Origin of the sequence: Comamonas sp. B21-038 (assembly GCF_022387135.1) — a bacterium.
GTDB lineage: Bacteria > Pseudomonadota > Gammaproteobacteria > Burkholderiales > Burkholderiaceae_C > Comamonas > Comamonas sediminis.
Genome location: NZ_CP092462.1, coordinates 3,646,018 through 3,664,529, shown reverse-complemented (window position 1 = coordinate 3,664,529; position 18,512 = coordinate 3,646,018). Strand labels below are relative to the sequence as shown.

At 68.1% G+C, this 18,512-nt stretch carries 16 protein-coding genes; 6 read left to right on the top strand and 10 right to left on the bottom strand.

Annotated features, from left to right (window positions below; genetic code table 11):
- Positions 1-324 precede the first annotated feature (324 nt).
- Complete coding sequence (locus MJ205_RS16825) at positions 325-1,950, bottom strand: peptide chain release factor 3 (protein ID WP_230780523.1); 1,626 nt, start codon at positions 1,948-1,950, stop codon at positions 325-327.
- A gap of 216 nt (positions 1,951-2,166) precedes the next feature.
- On the bottom strand, positions 2,167-3,165 hold the full coding sequence (locus MJ205_RS16820; protein ID WP_239809510.1) for an acyltransferase family protein: 999 nt from the start codon (positions 3,163-3,165) through the stop codon (positions 2,167-2,169).
- A gap of 244 nt (positions 3,166-3,409) precedes the next feature.
- Here MJ205_RS16820 and kdpF point away from each other — a divergent pair, with 244 nt between their 5' ends.
- From kdpF to MJ205_RS16795, 5 genes are all read left to right on the top strand, one after another.
- Complete coding sequence (gene kdpF, locus MJ205_RS16815; RefSeq protein ID WP_027010947.1) at positions 3,410-3,505, top strand: K(+)-transporting ATPase subunit F; 96 nt, start codon at positions 3,410-3,412, stop codon at positions 3,503-3,505.
- 120 nt (positions 3,506-3,625) lie between these two features.
- Complete coding sequence (gene kdpA / locus MJ205_RS16810) at positions 3,626-5,335, top strand: potassium-transporting ATPase subunit KdpA (RefSeq protein WP_239809509.1); 1,710 nt, start codon at positions 3,626-3,628, stop codon at positions 5,333-5,335.
- Between the two features lie 79 nt (positions 5,336-5,414).
- Positions 5,415-6,113, top strand: a complete 699-nt coding sequence (gene kdpC / locus MJ205_RS16805; RefSeq protein WP_239809508.1) for a potassium-transporting ATPase subunit KdpC — start codon at positions 5,415-5,417, stop codon at positions 6,111-6,113.
- On the top strand, positions 6,110-8,197 hold the full coding sequence (gene kdpB, locus MJ205_RS16800) for a potassium-transporting ATPase subunit KdpB (RefSeq protein ID WP_239809507.1): 2,088 nt from the start codon (positions 6,110-6,112) through the stop codon (positions 8,195-8,197). The genes kdpC and kdpB overlap by 4 nt, the downstream gene beginning before the upstream one ends.
- A gap of 25 nt (positions 8,198-8,222) precedes the next feature.
- A complete protein-coding gene (locus tag MJ205_RS16795) occupies positions 8,223-10,913 on the top strand; it encodes a sensor histidine kinase (RefSeq protein ID WP_239809506.1) in 2,691 nt (896 codons plus the stop codon).
- On the opposite strand, the gene cobF is transcribed toward MJ205_RS16795, so the two are convergent.
- Genes cobF through cbiE form a run of 4 tightly spaced genes read right to left on the bottom strand, consistent with a single transcriptional unit; the run spans position 10,895 to position 14,245 of the window.
- Positions 10,895-11,734 carry a precorrin-6A synthase (deacetylating) gene (cobF, locus tag MJ205_RS16790; RefSeq protein ID WP_239809505.1) on the bottom strand — a complete coding sequence of 280 codons (840 nt, stop codon included), beginning with the start codon at positions 11,732-11,734 and terminating at the stop codon, positions 10,895-10,897. The two genes, MJ205_RS16795 and cobF, sit on opposite strands and share 19 nt — an antisense overlap.
- Complete coding sequence (gene cobM / locus MJ205_RS16785; RefSeq protein WP_239809504.1) at positions 11,731-12,579, bottom strand: precorrin-4 C(11)-methyltransferase; 849 nt, start codon at positions 12,577-12,579, stop codon at positions 11,731-11,733. Before cobM ends, cobF begins: the two co-directional genes overlap by 4 nt.
- Entirely contained in the window at positions 12,576-13,055 is a 480-nt protein-coding gene (locus MJ205_RS16780; protein WP_239809503.1) for a cobalamin biosynthesis protein, read from the bottom strand. Before MJ205_RS16780 ends, cobM begins: the two co-directional genes overlap by 4 nt.
- Positions 13,052-14,245, bottom strand: coding sequence for a precorrin-6y C5,15-methyltransferase (decarboxylating) subunit CbiE (gene cbiE / locus MJ205_RS16775; protein ID WP_239809502.1), 1,194 nt, complete (start codon positions 14,243-14,245; stop codon positions 13,052-13,054). The genes MJ205_RS16780 and cbiE overlap by 4 nt, the downstream gene beginning before the upstream one ends.
- On the opposite strand from cbiE, the gene MJ205_RS16770 reads away from it, so the two are divergent.
- Positions 14,244-15,002: a cobalt-precorrin-6A reductase gene (locus MJ205_RS16770; protein ID WP_239809501.1), complete on the top strand. Its 759-nt coding sequence runs from the start codon at positions 14,244-14,246 to the stop codon at positions 15,000-15,002. The two genes, cbiE and MJ205_RS16770, sit on opposite strands and share 2 nt — an antisense overlap.
- On the opposite strand, the gene cobJ is transcribed toward MJ205_RS16770, so the two are convergent.
- Genes cobJ through cobG form a run of 4 tightly spaced genes read right to left on the bottom strand, consistent with a single transcriptional unit; the run spans position 14,972 to position 18,423 of the window.
- On the bottom strand, positions 14,972-15,775 hold the full coding sequence (gene cobJ, locus MJ205_RS16765; RefSeq protein WP_239809500.1) for a precorrin-3B C(17)-methyltransferase: 804 nt from the start codon (positions 15,773-15,775) through the stop codon (positions 14,972-14,974). The two genes, MJ205_RS16770 and cobJ, sit on opposite strands and share 31 nt — an antisense overlap.
- The gene (gene cobI, locus MJ205_RS16760; protein ID WP_239809499.1) at positions 15,769-16,530 is read right to left on the bottom strand and encodes a precorrin-2 C(20)-methyltransferase; all 762 of its coding nucleotides are present in this window, start codon (positions 16,528-16,530) and stop codon (positions 15,769-15,771) included. Before cobI ends, cobJ begins: the two co-directional genes overlap by 7 nt.
- Positions 16,520-17,149, bottom strand: a complete 630-nt coding sequence (locus MJ205_RS16755; RefSeq protein ID WP_239809498.1) for a precorrin-8X methylmutase — start codon at positions 17,147-17,149, stop codon at positions 16,520-16,522. The genes cobI and MJ205_RS16755 overlap by 11 nt, the downstream gene beginning before the upstream one ends.
- Positions 17,149-18,423, bottom strand: coding sequence for a precorrin-3B synthase (cobG, locus tag MJ205_RS16750; RefSeq protein ID WP_239809497.1), 1,275 nt, complete (start codon positions 18,421-18,423; stop codon positions 17,149-17,151). The genes MJ205_RS16755 and cobG overlap by 1 nt, the downstream gene beginning before the upstream one ends.
- Positions 18,424-18,512: the final 89 nt, after the last annotated feature.

The window sequence follows — 18,512 nt, the reverse complement described above, 5'->3', positions numbered from 1 at the left end:
GTAAAAAGCCTTCATGCCCAACACATCGCCTTATTCAATGCTGAAGTTATTACCCGGAGGACTGATTGGGCTGGTTTAAATTTGCAGGCGGCACAGCCGATTAAGAGCCGCGCGGATTCCGTATTGCAGGCCATGCGCTTAACAGGAGCCCGACTCGGCAGTGCAACAGCAGCAGGCAATCAATTGCACAAACAAAAATGCCCAATGCATTGCATCGGGCGTTATTCGCTGGGTTAAGTTTGCCCGGCAGGGCGGTGAGCCGGGCAGGACGAGCTGCAGCCGACGAGTCAGCCGCTACGAAGGCTGCTTTGTGCTGCGAGAGTTTTAGCTCGTCTGCAATTCCAACCCCGCATGCTCGCGCAGCGGATGGAAGTGGATCTTCGGAAAACGCTCTTGCGCCAGGCGCACGTCATACGGGCTGGTGCACAGATACGCCAGGGTATTCGCCGCATCATGCGCCAGGCGCAGCGGGTAGGCGTGTTCGAACTCGCGCAGTTCGGCGGGGGTATCGGCGGTGATCCAGCGGGCACCGGTGTACTGGCAGCCTTCCAGGCGCACTTCGCAGTCGTACTCGGTCTTCAGGCGGTGCTGCACCACTTCAAACTGCAGCTGGCCCACGGCGCCCAGCAGCATGTTGCCGCCGGCATCGGGCTTGAAGACCTGGATGGCGCCTTCTTCGCCCAGCTGCATCAGGCCTTGCTGCAGCTGCTTGGTGCGCAGCGGGTTCTTCAGCACCACGGTCATGAACATTTCTGGCGCGAAGAACGGCAGGCCGGTGAACTGCAGGTTGGGCCCATCGGTGATAGTGTCGCCCAGCTGCACGCCGCCGTGCGTGGTAAAGCCGATGATGTCGCCGGCATAGGCCTCGTCCACCGCTTCGCGGCGCTGGCTCATGAAGGTCACCACGCTGGTGGGGCGCAGTTCCTTGGCGGTGCGCTGCACCTTCATCTTCATGCCGGGGGTGTACTTGCCCGAAGCCACGCGCACAAAGGCGATGCGGTCGCGGTGGTTGCTGTCCATATTGGCCTGCACCTTGAACACCACGCCCGAGAAGCTGCTGTCTTCTGGATGGATGGTTTTCTCTTCGCGGTTGCGGTTGACCTCGGTGTAGGCGATGCGGGGGCCGGGCGGTGGCGACATGTCCACCACCGCGTCGAGCACTTCCATCACCCCGAAGTTGTTCACACCGGAGCCGAAGAAAACGGGGGTCAGCTTGCCGGCCAGAAAGTCCGCATGGTTCCATTCGGCAGAGGCGCCCTGGGCCAGCTCCATCGAGTCGAGCGCATCGTCAAAGGCCTGGCCAAAGCGGCTGCGCAGCTTGTCGCTCTCGCTCAGCGGGATGACTTCGAAATCCTTGGGGCCGCGGTCGCTGCCTGGCGCGAACACGGTCATGCTTTGGGTCAGCAGGTTGATGATGCCGCCAAAGCTCTTGCCCTGGCCGACGGGCCAGGTGATGGGGCAGCAGGGCATGCCCAGCTCGCGCTCGACCTCGTCCATGATGTCCAGCGGATCGCGCACTTCGCGGTCCATCTTGTTGACGAAGGTGATGATGGGCGTATCGCGCTGGCGGCAGACCTCGATCAGGCGGCGGGTCTGCGATTCCACACCGTTGGCCGCATCGATCACCATCAGCGCCGAGTCCACGGCCGTCAGCACGCGGTAGGTGTCTTCCGAGAAGTCCTTGTGGCCGGGGGTGTCGAGCAGGTTGATGACATGGTCGCGGTAGCTCATCTGCATCACCGACGAGGCCACCGAAATTCCGCGCTGCTTTTCAATCTCCATCCAGTCCGAGGTCGCGTGGCGCGAGGCCTTGCGGCCTTTCACTGCGCCCGCGATCTGGATCGCACCGGAGAACAGCAGCAGCTTTTCGGTCAGGGTGGTCTTACCCGCGTCCGGGTGGGAGATGATCGCAAAGGTGCGGCGGCGTTGGGTTTCGGGAGCGTAGGACACAGTACGGAAGAGCAATGAGCGCAGACCCGGGACCGGGCTGCCAAAAAACAAAGCCAGCAGGTGCTGGCTGGGACTGCAGGCATTTTAACGGAAAGCGTTTATCCGGGCATGTGGGGGTGAGGCTGGGGATCCTCTGCAGAACCCTCGCTAACCGATATGGGCGCGGATCGCCCGGGACCGCGTTCAGACCACGGCAGGGAGTTTTGCAGCCGGTCCCTAGCGCAGATAGCGCTTCAGGCGCAAGCCAGGCGATTCAATCGAATGCCACAGCGCATAGCCCAGCAGCATCGACAGCAGCATCGACAGTCCCATGCTGGCATAGAAGTTCATGCCCGGCCACAAGGCAAACACCGCCTGGGCGATGGGGCAGCCCGACAGGTAGACGCCATAGGAAGGATCACCCAGGCGGCTGACCGCGCCAGAGAAAGCCGAACTGCAGCTGCCCAGAAAGATCAGCAAGGCCGGCAATACCAACAGGCCCGACGTATGTTGCAAGCCCGTCAGCCAGAAAAACAAGGCCACGGGAATCAGCCCGAAGGTGATGGCGGCGCCATGGGCTAGGAAACGGTCCCGGTGCAGCGCGATCAGCGCGCCGCAGGCAAAGTAGGCCGGGTATTCCCACCAATGCATCATCGTGCCGGTGAAGTCAGCGTTGTAGCGCGCAATGAACAGCAGGATGTAGGCCACCAGCACCAGGCTGGCCAGCCAGCGGTAGCGAAAAACGCCCACCACGCCGGCTACGGCCAACGCGGCATAGCACATGGTCTCGATCGGAATGGTCCACAGCGGCCCGTTCATCAAGTTGTTCAGCGGGTTGCTGGAAAACACCTCGGGCAGGTTGACGTAGGCGCGGTAGAGCAGCAGGTTCTTGAAGTACTCCAAGGTCTGGGCATGGGTCAAAAATGTGCGTGCGGGCAGATCGGTAAATACCACGCCAAACACGTAGATGTTCAGCAGCACCGCCGCAATCATGCCGGGCCACAGGCGCAGCAGGCGCTTGGCGCAGAACTTGAACACCTGCGGCTCACGCAGCCAGCTGGTGGTCACCAGGTAGCCGCTGATCGTGAAAAACGTCATCACCGACACGCCGCCAATCATGCCCACATTCATCCAGGCAGGGCCCTCGCGGCCGCTGATGTAGTAGTGGTGGCAAAAGATCACGCCCAGCGCCGCGCAGATGCGAAGAATGTCAAAAGAGTTGCTGCGATGGGGCATGGATGGAGGCGTAGGCATAAGGGGGTGGGGTCAAGCGCGGCACCACTATACATGGCCTGAGCGGCTGCCGATCACCTCTGGGCGTCGCCTCTTGATGCCATCTTGATATCCCCCTGCGCATTCTCAGCGCCTGCTTGATGCGCCCAAACCTACATTGGCTCCACTGCAGGCGTTTTGCCTGTGCAACACCACGCCGCGCCGGGCCGCATTGGGTGGCCTGGCATCGGCGTATGAGGAGAAGACCATGTGGATCCATGGAGTGGAGGTGCTGGCCGCGCTGGTCAGTGCTGCGCTGTTTGTCTATCTGGGTTACGCGCTGTTGCGGCCCGAAAAATTCTGAAAAAGGGAGAGGGCCATGTACATGCTGCAAGACCTCGTATTCGTCGGCCTCACGCTGGCCTGCTTTGTGGGCCTGCTGGGCTTTGTTCGCGCCTTGGTGCGCATCTGAGCGGGGGCTGACATGGGTTTAGTCTGGATCGAATATGCCGCCTTCGTGGCGGTGCTGGTGCTGCTCACCATCCCCATGGGGTGGTGGTTGGCACGCTGCTTTACCAGTGCGCACGACAGCCGGCTGGAGCGCTGGACCTACGCCGCCATGGGCGTGGATCCGCAAGAGCGCATGGGCTGGCAGCGCTATGGCGCGGTGCTGGTGCTGAGCAATGGGCTGCTGATGCTGCTGGGCTACCTGCTGCTGCGGCTGCAGCGCCTGCTGCCGCTCAACCCGCTGCAAAATGCCGCGCAGACGCCGGATCTGGCGTTCAACACCGCCGCGTCCTTCATCACCAACACCAACTGGCAGGCCTATGCGGGCGAAAGCAGCCTGAGCAATGCCACGCAGATGGTCGTGATCACCGGCCTGATGTTTGCAGGCTCGGCCGCCGGCCTGGCAGCGGCGGCCGGTTTTGTGCGCGGGCTGGCCCGTGCGGGCAGCCAGGACATTGGCAACTACTGGGTGGACTTTGTGCGCATGCTCTGGCGCGTGCTGCTGCCGCTGTCGCTGCTGCTGGCGCTGGTCTATGTCTGGCAGGGCGTGCCCCAAACCCTGGGCACCGAGGTGCTGGCCCACAGCATCGATGGCGGCCGCACCCAGCAGCTGCTGATGGGCCCGGTCGCGAGCCTGGAGAGCATCAAGCACCTGGGCACGAATGGCGGCGGGTTCTTCGGCATGAATGCGGCCCATCCTTTCGAAAACCCCACACCGCTGACCAATATGCTGCACATCCTGGCGATGCTGCTGATCCCTGCCGGCATGACCTATGCGCTGGGCGCGATGCTGCTCAAGCGCCGCCAGGGCTGGGTGTTCTTTGGGGCGAGCCTGGTCATCTTCCTGGGCTTTCTGGCCCTGGTCTGGACGGGCGAGCAAAACGGCAGCAGCCTGCTGGCCCGCGCCGGTGCCGACCAGCAGTGGAGCGCCACCCAATCGGGCGGCAATATGGAAGGCAAGGAGTTGCGCTTTGGTATCACCGATACCGCCCTGTTCGTGACGGCCACCACGGCGGCCACCACCGGCTCGGTCAATGCCATGCATGACTCGCTCACGCCGCTGGGCAGCATCACGCCCCTGGCGCTGATGATGCTCAACTGTGTGTTTGGCGGCGATGGTGTGGGCCTTATCAACCTGCTGCAGTACGCCATCCTGACGGTGTTCCTGGCCGGGATGATGATCGGGCGCACGCCGGAGTTCCTGGGCAAGAAGATCGAGGTGCGCGAGATCAAGCTGGTGATGCTGTCGGTGCTGGCCCACCCCGCCTGCATTCTGGGCTGGACGGCGCTGGCCATGCTCTGGCCGGGTGCCGCCGACAGCCTGAACAACCGGGGCCCGCATGGCTTCTCGGAAATTCTCTACGCCTATGCCTCGGCCACCGCCAACAACGGCTCGGCCTTTGCAGGCCTCAATGCCAACACCCCCTTCTTCAACACCACGGTGGGCCTGGCGATGCTGATGGGACGCTACCTGACCCTGCTGCCGCTGCTGGCGGTGGCCGGCAGCATGGCCAGCAAGGCCAGCGTGCCCGCCGGTGCCGGCACCTTCCCCACCGCCACGCCGCTGTTCACCGGATTGCTGGTGTTTGTGGTGCTGGTCGTCGGTGGCCTCACCTTTTTGCCAGCGCTGGCGCTGGGGCCGGTCGTCGAGCACCTGCAGATGCTGGCTGGGCAGCTCTACCCCTGAGCCCCCGCCTTTGACCCGAACTTGCAACTGATGTGGAGCGAACCGGGGCATGGCCAGGCCGTGCCCGCAGGAGAAAAACATGACAAGCCTTGATTCCGATAAACGCCTGCCAGCGCCCGGCGCGCAGCAGGCTGCTGTCCCCGCCGCCGCAGGCTGGGGCCGCACCCTGGGCAGCAGTGCCCGCGCCGCCGTGCTGGTGCTGCTGCTGTGCGGCGTCGCCTACCCGCTGGCCACCACCGGCGTGGCCCAGGCGCTGCTGCCCCATGCGGCCAATGGCTCGCTGGTGCTGCGCGACGGCCAGATCGTGGGCTCCGCCCTGATTGGCCAGCAGTTTGACAGCGCCCGCTACTTCCATGGCCGGCCCAGCGCCACGACGGCGCCTGACCCCAAGCAGGAAGGGGCCAGCATCGCTGCGCCCTACAACGCCGGACTGTCCGGCGCCAGCAACCAGGGCGTCAGCAGCCAGGGGCTGGCCGATAGCGTGGCCGAGCGTGTGGCGCAGTACCGCAGCACCAACGGCCTGGCTGCCGATGCGGCCGTGCCGGTCGATGCGGTGACCGCATCGGCTTCGGGCCTGGACCCGCATATCTCGGTCGCCAATGCCCAGTTGCAACTGCCCCGCGTGGCACGCGAGCGCCAATTGCCCCCCGCCCAGGTGCAGCAGTTGCTGGACCAGGCTACGCAGCAGCGCACCGGCTACCTGCTCGGTGAGCAGCGCGTGAACGTGCTGGCGCTCAACATGGCGCTGGACGCATTGCCAACCCGGAGCCAACCATGAACACGAAAAAAATGACGGCATCCGCTGGCCTCGGCGATCTGGCACTGCTGCAGGCCGCTGCCTGGGATGCGCTGCGCAAACTCTCGCCCCGCCTGCAATGGACCAACCCGGTCATGTTTGTGGTCTACCTGGGCGCCTGGCTCACCAGCCTGCTGTGGCTGCAGAATCTGCTGACGGCACAGGGCAGCAGCGGGTTTACGTTGGCCATTGCCGGTTGGCTGTGGTTCACCGTGCTGTTTGCCAACTTTGCCGAGGCCCTGGCCGAAGGGCGCAGCCGCGCCCAGGCCGCCAGCCTGCGCGGCATGAAGCGCGATACGGTTGCCAAGGTGCTGCAGCAGGCGCAGCATGGCGCCGCCTGGACGGCCCAGCCCGCCAGCAGCCTGACCAAGGGCACGTTCCTGTTGGTGGAGGCCGGAGATGTGATCGCGCTCGACGGCACCGTGGTCGAAGGCGTGGCCTCGGTCGATGAGAGTGCCATCACCGGTGAATCGGCCCCCGTGGTGCGCGAGGCCGGCGGCGATTTCTCGTCGGTGACCGGCGGCACGCGCGTGCTGTCCGACTGGCTGGTGGTCGAGGTCACGGTGAACCCGGGCGAGTCGTTTCTGGACCGCATGATCTCCATGGTCGAATCGGCCAAGCGCCAGAAGACCCCCAACGAGCTGGCGCTGGGCATTCTGCTGGTGGGGCTCACCCTGGTGTTTCTGATGGTCATCGTCACGCTCTGGCCGTTCTCGGTCTTTGCGGTGGCGCAATCGGGCAGCGGCAGTGCAGTCGGCGTGGCCGTGCTGGTGGCGCTGCTGGTCTGCCTGATCCCGACCACCATCGGTGGCCTGTTGTCGGCCATTGGCGTGGCCGGCATGGGCCGCATGATGCAGGCCAATGTGATTGCCACCTCGGGCCGCGCGGTCGAGGCTGCAGGCGATGTGGATGTGCTGCTGCTGGACAAGACCGGCACCATCACCCTGGGCAACCGCCAGGCCAGCGAGTTCCTGCCAGCGCCTGGCGTGAGCGCTGCGCTGCTGGCCGAGGCCGCGCTGCTGTCGTCGATGGCCGATGACACCCCGGAAGGCCGCAGCGTGGTGGCCCTGGCCCATGAGCGCCATGGCCTGAACCCTGCAGCGCTCGACCCCGCCCAGGCCCAGCCGGTGCCCTTTACCGCCCAGACCCGCATGAGCGGACTGGACCTGGCCGGCCCCGCTGGCCTGCGCAGCCTGCGCAAAGGCGCGGCCGATGCGCTGCGCCGCCATGTCGAGTCGCTGGGCGGGCAGTTTCCGCAGGCGGTGCAGCTGGCGGTGGAGAGCGTCTCGCGCAAGGGCAGCACGCCGCTGGTGGTGGCCGAGGGCGCCCAGGTGCTGGGCGTCATCGAGCTCAAGGACGTTGTCAAACCCGGCATGCGCGAGCGCTTTGCGCAGCTGCGCCGCATGGGCATCCAGACCGTGATGGTGACCGGCGACAACCCCCTGACGGCCGCCGCTATCGCCGCCGAGGCCGGCGTGGACGACTACCTGGCCGAGGCCCGGCCTGAGGACAAGCTGCAGCTGATCCGCAGCCACCAGGCCGCTGGCCGCCTGGTGGCCATGACCGGCGACGGCACCAACGATGCACCGGCTCTGGCCCAGGCCGATGTCGCAGTCGCGATGAACAGTGGCACCCAGGCTGCCAAGGAAGCGGCCAACATGGTCGACCTGGACAGCAACCCCACCAAGCTCATCGAGGTGGTGGAGACCGGCAAGCAGATGCTGATGACGCGCGGCGCGCTCACCACCTTCAGCATTGCCAACGATGTGGCCAAGTACTTTGCGATCATCCCGGCCGCCTTTGTTGCCACCTACCCGCAGCTGGCGTCGCTCAACATCATGGGTTTGCACAGTGCCGATTCGGCCATTCTGAGCGCGGTCATCTTCAATGCGCTGATCATCATCGCGCTGGTGCCGCTGGCCTTGCGCGGCGTGCGCTACCGGGCCGTGGGAGCGGCTGCCTTGCTGCGCCGCAATCTGCTGATCTACGGTCTGGGAGGCTTGCTGGTGCCGTTTGCCGGCATCAAGCTGATCGACATGCTGCTGACCGCCACTGGCTTGGTCTAAGGGCTTGCCCCACAATAGCGCCACCATGCCCAACCCCAGCAACACCCCCAGCGCAGCCGCCGCACGGCCCGACCCGGACGCGCTGGTCGCCCAGCTCAAGGCCGACCAGCAGCAAGCGGCGCGGGGCAAGCTGCGCATCTACTTTGGCTCCAATGCCGGGGTAGGCAAGACCTATGCGATGCTGGCGGCCGCGCAGCGCGAGCGCCAGGCGGGCCGCCAGGTGCTGGTGGGGCTGGTGGAGACCCATGGCCGGGCCGAGACCGTGCAGCAGCTGCACGGCCTGGAGCTGCTGCCCCGCCGCATGCTGGCCCACCAGGGCCGCCAGCGCGAGGCCTTTGACCTGGATGCCGCATTGGCACGCCACCCGCAGGTGTTGCTGCTCGACGAGCTGGCCCACAGCAATGCGCCTGGGTCGCGCCATCCCAAGCGCTGGCAGGATGTGCAGGAGCTGCTCGATGCCGGCATCGACGTCTGGACCACGCTCAATGTGCAGCACCTGGAGAGCCTCAACGATGTGGTCAGCGGCATTGTCGGCATCCAGGTCCATGAGACCGTGCCCGACCATATCTTTGACGACGCCAGCGAGGTCATCGTCGTCGACCTGCCTCCCGAGGAGCTGCTCAAGCGCCTCAAGGCTGGCAAGATCTACCCGCTGGAGCAGGCCGAGCGGGCCTCGCACCATTTCTTCCGCCTGGGCAACCTGCTGGCCTTGCGCGAGCTGGCCTTGCGCCGCACCGCTGACCGGGTCGATGAGGACATGCGCGACTACCGGCGCGAGCGCGCCATCGGCGATGTCTGGCCGACGCGTGAGCGCCTGCTGGTTGCGGTCAGCGGCCAGGCTGGAGACGACGCGCTGGTGCGCCAGGTGGCACGGCTGGCCCGGCGGCTGGAGGCCGACTGGATGGTGGTGTATGTCGATGCACCGGCGCGCCAGCACCGCTCAGCGCAGTCACAGCAGGCCGTGCTCAAAACGCTGGCGCTGGCCGGCCGCCTGGGGGCGGATACCGCGACGATTCCGGGTGCACAGGTCGCTGCGGCCCTGGTCGATTTTGCGCGTGAGCGCAATGCCAGCCACCTGGTGCTGGCCCGCGTGCCGCCGGCGGCGCGGCGCTGGTGGCCCTGGGCCTCATCGCGCCTGCCCGAGCAGATTGCCCGGCTGGACCCGGGCCTGGATGTGCTGCTGCTGTCCGTGCCCCGGCCGCGCAACCGGCCCGAGCCCGCGCCGGTGCGGGAGGCGCCGTGGCCCTGGCGCGGCTACCTGGGGGCCAGCCTGGCCTGCGGCGCTGCCGCGCTGCTGGCGCAGGCGCTGCTGCAGGTGTTTGACCCCGCCAATGTGGTGATGCTTTTTTTGCTGGTGGTCGTGCTGTCGGCCTTGCGCTGGGGCCGGGGGCCGGGCGCCTGGGCGGCGCTGTTGTCGGTGCTGCTGTTTGATTTTTGCTTTGTGCCGCCGCGCAACTCCTTCGGCGTCAATGACACGCAGTACATCTTCACCTTCTGCCTGATGCTGGGCGTCGCGCTGGTTTGCGGCCAGCTGATGGCGCGGCTGCGGCATGAGGCCCGGGTGGCGGCAGAGCGCGAGCGCCGCGCCGGTGCGCTGGCGCGCCTGGCCCGTGATCTGTCGGGCGCACTGACGCAGGCGCAGGTTGTGCAGACGGCGCTGACGACGGTATCGGGGGTGTTCGATGCGCGCACGGGCCTGCTGCTGCCTGATGCGCAAGAGCAGTTGCAGGTAGCGCCCGGCAGCGAGGCGGCGATAGACAGCAGTGTCGGCCGCTGGAGCATGGAGCATAGCCAGATGGCCGGCCGGGGCACGGACACCTTGGCGGCGTCGGAGGCGCTCTACGTGCCGCTGATGGCGCCGGTGCGGGCGCGCGGCGTGCTGGTGCTGCAGCTGCGCACGCCCGAGCGCCTCAAGGTGCCCGAGGAACGCCGCCTGCTGGACGCCTGTGCCAGCCAGATCGCGCTGGCGCTGGAGCGGGTGCACTTTGTCGAGGTGGCCCAGCAGACCCAGGTGGCGATGGAGGGCGAGCGCATGCGCAATACCTTGCTGTCATCGGTATCGCATGATTTGCGCACACCCCTCACCAGCATCCTGGGTGCCGCCCAGGCCGGGCTGCCCCATGCGCCTCCTGGCCCCGCGCAGGACATGCTGGTGCAGATCCGCAACCAGGCCCAGGCCTTGCAGCAGCTGGTGGACAACCTGCTGGCGATGGCCCGGCTGCAGCAGGATGGCGTGCACCTGCAGCGCGCCTGGATCCCCGTCGATGAGCTGGTCGGCAGCGCGTTGCGCCAGCTGGGTGGGCGCCTGGCCGAGCACCCGGTGCAGCTACAGCTGCCGGCCGGTTTGCCGCTGCTGTGGATCGATGCCGCGATGATGGAGCGGGTGCTGGTCAACCTGCTGGACAACGCCAGCAAGTACACGCCCGTGGGCACCGCCGTGCGGGTCAGCGCGCAAGTGGAGCGCGATCAGCTGCTGCTGCGGGTGCAGGACAGCGGGCCGGGCCTGCCCGCGCACCTGGCGCCCGAGCAGCTGTTTGCGCCCTTCAGCCGGGGCCATGCCGAGTCCAGCATCTCCGGCATTGGGCTGGGGCTGGCGCTGGCCCAGCGCATTGTGCAGGCCCATGGCGGCAGCTTGCATGCCGCTGCGGCTGAGCCCGGTCCGGGGGCCGTGTTCAGCCTGGCGCTGCCGGTGCTGCCTCAGCCGGCGCTGGATTGATTGGAGTGGGGCGCACCGGGCAGGCGGCGCAGCAGGTAGATATCCATGATCCAGCCATGCTGGGCGCGCGCAGCGGCGCGGGTGGCCACAATGCGCCCGGCCGCCTCGGCCAGCGGGCCATGTTCCAGGCACTGCTGGGCCATGCCCAGGTAGGCGCCCCACCAGATGTAGACACCACGGGTTTGCTCCGCCGGCAGGCTGTTAAAGCTGCACTGGCCATCCAGCATCACTACCAGCGTGTCCACCCCGGCCGGCCAGCCTTGCTCGCGCAGATGGCGGCCGGTGGTGACGGTAAAGGGCTGGCCAATGTCATTGACGGCGATCGCATGCGCGGCGGTGAGCGCCTGCATCGAGGTGATGCCTGCGATGACCGATACCTGCACTGGCGCTGGCTGCATGCGCGCGGCAATGCGCAAGGTGCTGTCGTACAGCGATGGATCGCCCCAGACCAGCAGCGCCACCTGCAGCACGCCGTTATCCGTACGCGGCACCAGGCCGCTCTCCAGCGCCTGTGCAATCGCGGCTTGCCAGCGCAGGGTGATGGCGGCATGCCATTCATCGACCTGGTTCAGGTAGTCATCGCCCTGGCTGCGGCGCTCGGGCATGTCAAAGCCGGCGATCAGCGGCGCGGGCTGCTGCAGCACCGCATCGCAGAGCGACTGGCGCAGCGCTGCCAGCTCGGCCTTGTCCTCGCCCTTGTGGGGCAGCAGCAGCAGGTCGGCCGCATTCATCGCCGCGATGGCCTGGCGGGTCAGGTGGTCGGGGTTGCCGGTGCCAATGCCGATCAAGGTCAGCGCGACCGGCGGCAAACTGCTGCTCATGCCTGGCCTTCGCGATTCGCGGGCGTGGCAACCAGCGGCCGATCCGTGGCGGTATCCACCGCCGCCTGTGGCGCCGGAAAGCGCGGCTCCGTGCCCTGGGGCCGGTAGCGGCGGTCGTAGTCGGTGGCGTAGAGGCGGCTCTCGCCAAAGTCCTCGGCGCTGATGCTGCGGCCCACCAGGATGATGGCGGTGCGCTCCATGCTGGCCGCAACAGCCTGGGCCAGTTGGCCCACGGTGGTGCGCACAACGGTTTCATCGGGCCAGCTGGCGCGCCAGACGATGGCAGCCGGGCAGTCGGCGCCGTAGTGGGGCAGCAGCTCGCTTTGCACCTTCTCGGCCACATGGATGGACAGGTGGATCGCCAGCACCGCGCCGGTGGCGGCAAAGGCGGCCAGCTGCTCGCCCTCGGGCATCGCCGTGGCGCGGCCCGAGGTGCGTGTCAGCACCACCGATTGGCACAGACCCGGCAGGGTCAGCTCTGCGCCCAGGGTGGCGGCTGCCGCGGCAAACGAGGGCACGCCCGGCGTCACGCTGTAGGCAATGCCCAGCGCGCGCAGCCGGCGCAGCTGCTCGCCCATGGCCGACCAGACCGACAGATCGCCCGAGTGCAGGCGCGCCACATCCTGGCCCTGCGCATCGGCGGCGCGGATCTCTTCAATGATTTCGTCCAGACTCATCGACGCGGTGTTGACGATGCGCGCGCCGGGCGGGCAATGGGCCAGCAGCTCGCGCGGGATCAGCGAGCCCGCATAGAGGCAGACGGGGCAGCGGGCCATCAGGTCGCGGCCGCGCACGGTGATCAGGTCGGCAGCGCCGGGGCCGGCGCCGATGAAATGCACGGTCATGCCGTAACTCCTTGGGTTTGTGGATCAGCCGGGCGCAGGCCCGCTGCCAGACAACAATAGGGGGTGGTGCCGCGCTCGCGCAGTGCGGCGGCCAGGGTGGCGCTGCCGTCGCCGGCCACCAAGCGGGCCAGCAGCAAACGGGGGGCGGGTGCAGCCGCAGACATGGCCACGGCCTCGGCCACGCTGCCGGTGCCGTAACGCGCCAGCAGGCGGGGCGACTGCGTCACCACCGCTTGCGCTGGCAGGGCCTGCTCGGCCACCGCGACTATCGCCACCGCAAACGGCAACTGCGCGGCCCACTGCTGCAGCGCCGGCCGCTGCTCCTTGCCTTGCAGCACCGCCACCGCGCAAAAATGGGCCAGCGCGGGCTGGTCCTGCCGGGCCTGCAGCCACAGCGCCTGCAGGTCGGCGGCCTGGGCCTGGGCACGCAAACCCATGCCCAGCACCACGCAGCGGTGCGGCGCTGCTGCCGTCATGCCTGCCAGCTCCACTGCACCAGCGGGCGTGCGGCCTTCCAGCTGCGCATGCGGCCCAGCGCTGCCGCGCTGGACAGCTCCAGCTGCAGCAGCTGGCCGCCCAGCTCACCATGCAGCTGCACCAAGAGCGCCTGGGTTTCCAGGGTCACGGCATTCACCACCAGGCGGCAGCCTGTGGGCATGTGGGTCCGCAGCGCGGCAAACAGTGCGGTGTCAAAACCGCCGCCAACAAAGATGGCCTGGGGCGCGGGCAGGTCTTGCAAAGCCTCTGGCGCCAGGCCGTGCACCACCTGCATGCGGGCCTGCAGGCCAAAGCGCTCGGCATTGCGGCGGATGTTGTCCACGCGCGCGGCATGCTGCTCAATGCTGATGGCCAAGCCTCCGGCCAGGCACCATTCCACAGCCACCGAGCCCGAGCCGCCGCCAATGTCCCAGAGCCGCTCGCCCGGCCGGGGGGCCAAGGTGGCTAGGGTCAGCGCACGCGCCGGTGCCTTGGTGATCTGGCCATCGTGGGCATACCAGCCGTCCGGCCTGCCGGGCACGGCCGGCAAGGCAGGGCCGCCCTGGGCGATAAAGGCCACGGTCACCGGCGCCTGCGCCGGGTCGGCCTGCAACGCAGCGGCGGCCTCATCGGCGCGCAGCATGCGGCAGCGCTCGCGCGGGCCGCCCACGGCCTCCATCACCCACAAGGGGCTCTGGCCCCAGCCTTCGTCGCGCAGCCAATCGGCCAGCTGCCGCACGGCGTCGCCATCGCGTAGCAAGGTGATCAGCTGGCGGCCAGGCGCCAGGCGGGGCAGCAGCTGCGCAATGGGGCTGGCATGCAGGCCCAGGCAGTCGCAGGCTTCCAGCCGCCAACCCAGGCGGGCGGCAACCAGTGAAAAAGTCGAGGGCTGGGCATGGCAGCGCCACTCATCAGGCTGCAGGTGCGCGGCCAGGCTGCCGCCCACGCCATGCCAGAAGGGGTCGCCCGAGGCCAGCACCACCACCCGCCGGCCCCGCGCGGCCAGCACCGGGGCCACATCAAAAGGCTGGGGCCAGGGGCGGCCACGCGCATCGATGGCGGCCAGCTGCAGATGGCGGGGGCCGCCAAATACCAGTTCAGCCTGGTCCAATGCCAGCTGAGCCGCTGCGCTGAGGCCTGACAATCCATCCTCGTTCAAACCTATCAACGTCAACCAGGGATCAGTCATGACGCATGTTCTCCTGCTGGGCGGCACCAGCGGCGCCAGCGAGTTGACCCAGGCCCTGCACCAGGCGGGTGTGCGGGCCTGCTTCTCGTATGCCGGGGTTACCCAGCAACCGCTGGCCCAGCCGCTGCCCACGCGCAGCGGCGGCTTTGGCGGGGCCCAGGGGCTGGCGGACTTTATCCGCGCCCAGGGCATCAGCCATGTGGTGGATGCCACCCATCCCTTTGCTGCGCAGATGAGCCGCAACGCCTGCGCGGCCTGCGAAGCCACCGGCACGCCGTTGCTGGCGCTGGAGCGCGCGCCCTGGCAGACGCAGCCCGGCGACCGCTGGACCGATGTGGCCAGCATGGCCGATGCCGCCAGCGCGCTGCCTGAGGCGCCCAGCCGGGTATTTCTGGCAGTGGGGCGCAAACAGCTCGATGCCTTTGCCGCCTGCCCGCAGCACCATTACCTGTTGCGCCTGGTCGATGCACCCCAGGCCGGCAGCTTGCCGCTGCCCCGGCATACGGTGGTGCTGGGCCGGGGACCTTTCAGCATGGCAGACGACCTGGCCTTGCTGCAGCAGCACGGCATCGCCTGGCTGGTGGCCAAGAATGCCGGCGGCTCCGCCACGCAGGGCAAGATCGACGCTGCCCGTGCGCTGGGCCTGCCGGTCGTGATGGTGCAGCGCCCGGCACTGCCGCTGCGGCCGCGCACCGACAGCGTGGCGGCGGTCATGCATTGGCTCCGTCATGGCGCCTTGCCGTCCACATCACCGTAATAGCGCGGCGTGTAGGTGTAGCGCCCCACGCGGCGGGTGAGGCGGTTGCCCACCAGCACGACGGTGCGCATATCGGCCATCTCGGGCTGGGCCTCGGCCAGGCTGCAGACCTGCAGCGATTCCTCGGGCGTGGAGACGGCGCGGGCAAACACCAGCAGCCGCTCGGGCTCGCAATGCGCGCGCAGCAGGGCCAGCAGGCGGTTGAAGCCCTCGGGCCGGCTGTGCGAGCGCGGGTTGTAGAAGGCCATCGCAAAATCGGCCTCGGCTGCCAGTTCCACGCGGCGGGCAATCACCGGCCAGGGCTTGAGGTTGTCCGACAGATTGATGCAGCAAAAATCATGGCCCAGCGGCGCGCCTGCGCGGGCGGCGGCGGCCAGCATCGCGGTAACGCCGGGCAGTACCTGTACATCCAGCGCCAGCCAGCGTTCGGCCTGCGCACCTGGCGCGCGCTCCAAGGCTTCAAACACGGCCGATGCCATCGCGAACACGCCCGGATCACCGGAAGAGACCACGACGACCTGGCGGCCCTGGGCTGCCAGTTCCAGCGCCTGCTGGGCGCGCTCCAGCTCCACCCGGTTGTCCGACGCGAGCCATTGCGGCTGGCGGCTGCCCGCCGGCGCACTCTGCGCCACCAGGGCCTGCGCACGCGCCACATAGGGAAAGTAGCCCACGACCGCGTCGGCCGCCAGCAAGGCCTGCAGCACGGCGGGCGTGATCTGTTCCAGGCCGCCGGGGCCCAGGCCGGCAATGGTCAGCTGGCCGTTGCTCACCATGCGGCCTCCGGGCGGCGGCCCTGGCCATGCACCAGCACGATCGCAAAGTAGGGGCAGACCTCGTCGCCCACGTCTGAGAGGCGCGCCACCTGCTGCTGCTCGGTGGTGCCGTTTTGCACCAGCCAGGCGGCATCGGCCCGGCCTGCGCGGGCCAGTGCGCGGCGGATGCGGGGCAGGTTGCGGCCCACCTTCATCACCACCAGCGCATCGGCCGTGTCCATGCGGCGCACCAGCTCGTCTTCGGACAGGGTGCCCGTCATCACGCTCAGCACATCGTCACCCCAGGTGATGGGCTCACCGGTGGCATGCCAGCAGCCCACCATGCCGGGGATGCCGGGCACCACCTGCAGGTCCACATCGCCGCGCGCGCGCAGCCGGGTGTAGAGGTGCATGAAGGAGCCGTAGAGAAAGGGGTCACCTTCGCAGAGCACGACGACCTGCTCCTGCTTGGCCAGCGCGGCCAGGCGCAGGCACCAGTCGTCATAGAACTGGGCCAGCTGCTGCACATAGGCGGGGCTGTCCACCGGGATTTCGGTGGTCACCGGGTATTCCATCGGGTACTCGGCAGCCTCGCTGCTGAGCATGCCCTCGACCAGCTGGCGGGCCTTGCCGGGCCGGCCTTTTTTGCGGAAAAAGGCCACATGGCGGGCGCCACGCACCAGGCGGTCGGCCTTGATGCTCATCAGCTCGGGGTCGCCCGGGCCCAGGCCCACGCAGATGAGGCCCGGCGCGGCCAGGTGGGTCTTATTCAACATGGCTGGCCATGGCATTGACGGCGGCCACGGTCATCGCCGAGCCGCCCAGGCGGCCGCGCACGATCATCGCGGGCACGGGCAGGTCCTGCATCAGCGCCTGCTTGGATTCGGCCGCGCCGATAAAGCCCACCGGGCAGCCGATGATGGCCGCAGGGCGGGGGCAGCCCGGGTCCTGCAGCATGTTGAGCAGGTGAAAGAGGGCGGTCGGCGCATTGCCAATCGCCACGACGGCGCCGGCCAGGTGCGGGCGCCACAGCTCCAGCGCCGCCGCGCTGCGGGTGTTGTTCATCTTCTGCGCCAGCTCGGCCACACCGGGTTCATGCAGGGTGCAGATCACCGGATTGCCTGCGGGCAGGCGCGAGCGGGTAATGCCTTCGCTGACCATGCGCACATCGCATAGCACGGGAGCGCCCGCCTCCAGCGCGCGCTGGCCGGCGGCCACGACACCGGCGGAGAACTGCACATGCGCGGCCAGCTCGACCATGCCGGCGGCATGGATCATGCGTACCGTTACGCGCTCCTCACCGGGGGTGAAGCGCTGCAGGTCGGCCTCGCGGCGAATGGTGGCGAAAGACTGCCGATAGATCTCGGCGCCATTGGTTTCGTAGGTATGAACCATTAGATTTCTTCAAACATCAGCCCGGGATTGTCGCGCAGACTGCGCGCGCTCCAGCGGGAATCGGGGGCGGCCTGGGCCGTCGCATCGCGGGCGTAGCCAAACACGGGCCCATCCGGGCCCGCTTGCGCCACCAAGGTCACGGTCGACGGCAGCTGGCGTGCACAGCCCTTGGCGCAGCCCGAGACATGCAGGTGCGCGCCATCGGGCACATGGCGGGCCAGCGCCAGCGCCAGATCCTGCGTAGGCGCCAGCGCCTGGCGGCAGCCGGGCGCGCCACTGCAGGCCGACACGCGCAGGCGGGCATCTTGCGGATCGCGGATCCAGTGCGCGGGGTCGTCCAGGCCTGCCGCTGCCAGCACTGCGCTGCCGGAAGGCGCCAGGCCTTCGACCAGCAGCATGCGCCAGGGGGTCAGCCGCAGACTGCGGATGCCGCTGCGGGCCAGGCGCGCCAATGCGCCGGCAGTGACCCGGCCCAGCGGCGCGGCCACCAAGAGGCCCAGGCCGCATTGCCAGCCAGGTGCTGGGCTGCCATCGGCAGGCAGATAAGAGGGGACTTCGCGCAGGCCAGCGGGCAAGGCCAAGAGCGGCCATGCGCCTGGCTGGGCCTGCGCCTGGCGCAGCAGCTGGGGCAGGCGGCCCGGGTGTTCACCCGCTGCACGCCGTGCGCGGGCCTGGGCGGCGCACCAGCGGGCCAGTACCAGCGCGGCTTGCACGGTGAGGGTTGCGCTGTGAGCCTGCCAGGCGACGGGCTGGCCGGGCACCTGCAGCCGCCAGCCCTGGGTGCCATCGCGCACCAGCTGCACATCGGCGGCCACCTCGGCCATGCCACCATGGCGGCCACTGGCCAGCGAGAAGCCAAACTTGGCGGGCAGGCCATCCAGCGCTGTGTCGGCCACCAGCGCCTGCTGCAGTGCCTCGGCCAGTGCCAGCACGCCGTCATCGGGTGCGCACAGCGGATCGATGACCAGGTTGCGCAGCTGCTCCTGGCGCGCGTCAGGGTCCAGCAGGCCTTGGGCGGCCAGCGCATCGAGCAGGCTGCTGTGCTGATCGGGGGCCACGCCGCGCAGCTGGATATTGGCGCGGCTGGTGAGCTCCAGCAGGCCGGCGCCATGCGCCTCTGCCAGCTCGGCCAGACGCTGTGCCTGCGCGGCCGACAGCTGGCCCAACGGCGGCCGCACCCGCACCACCAGCCCATCGCCGGAGGCCATGGGCTGCCAGGCGCCAGGGCACCAGCCTTGGGTCTGTGGAGGGGAAGAAGGTGGGCTTGCAACCATGGGGCAGGCGGCAGTGCAGCAGCAGTGCCAGGGTGCTGAAGTGTAGCGAAGTGCCCGCTTCCTCTCGGTACACAGGCGCAAACCACCCC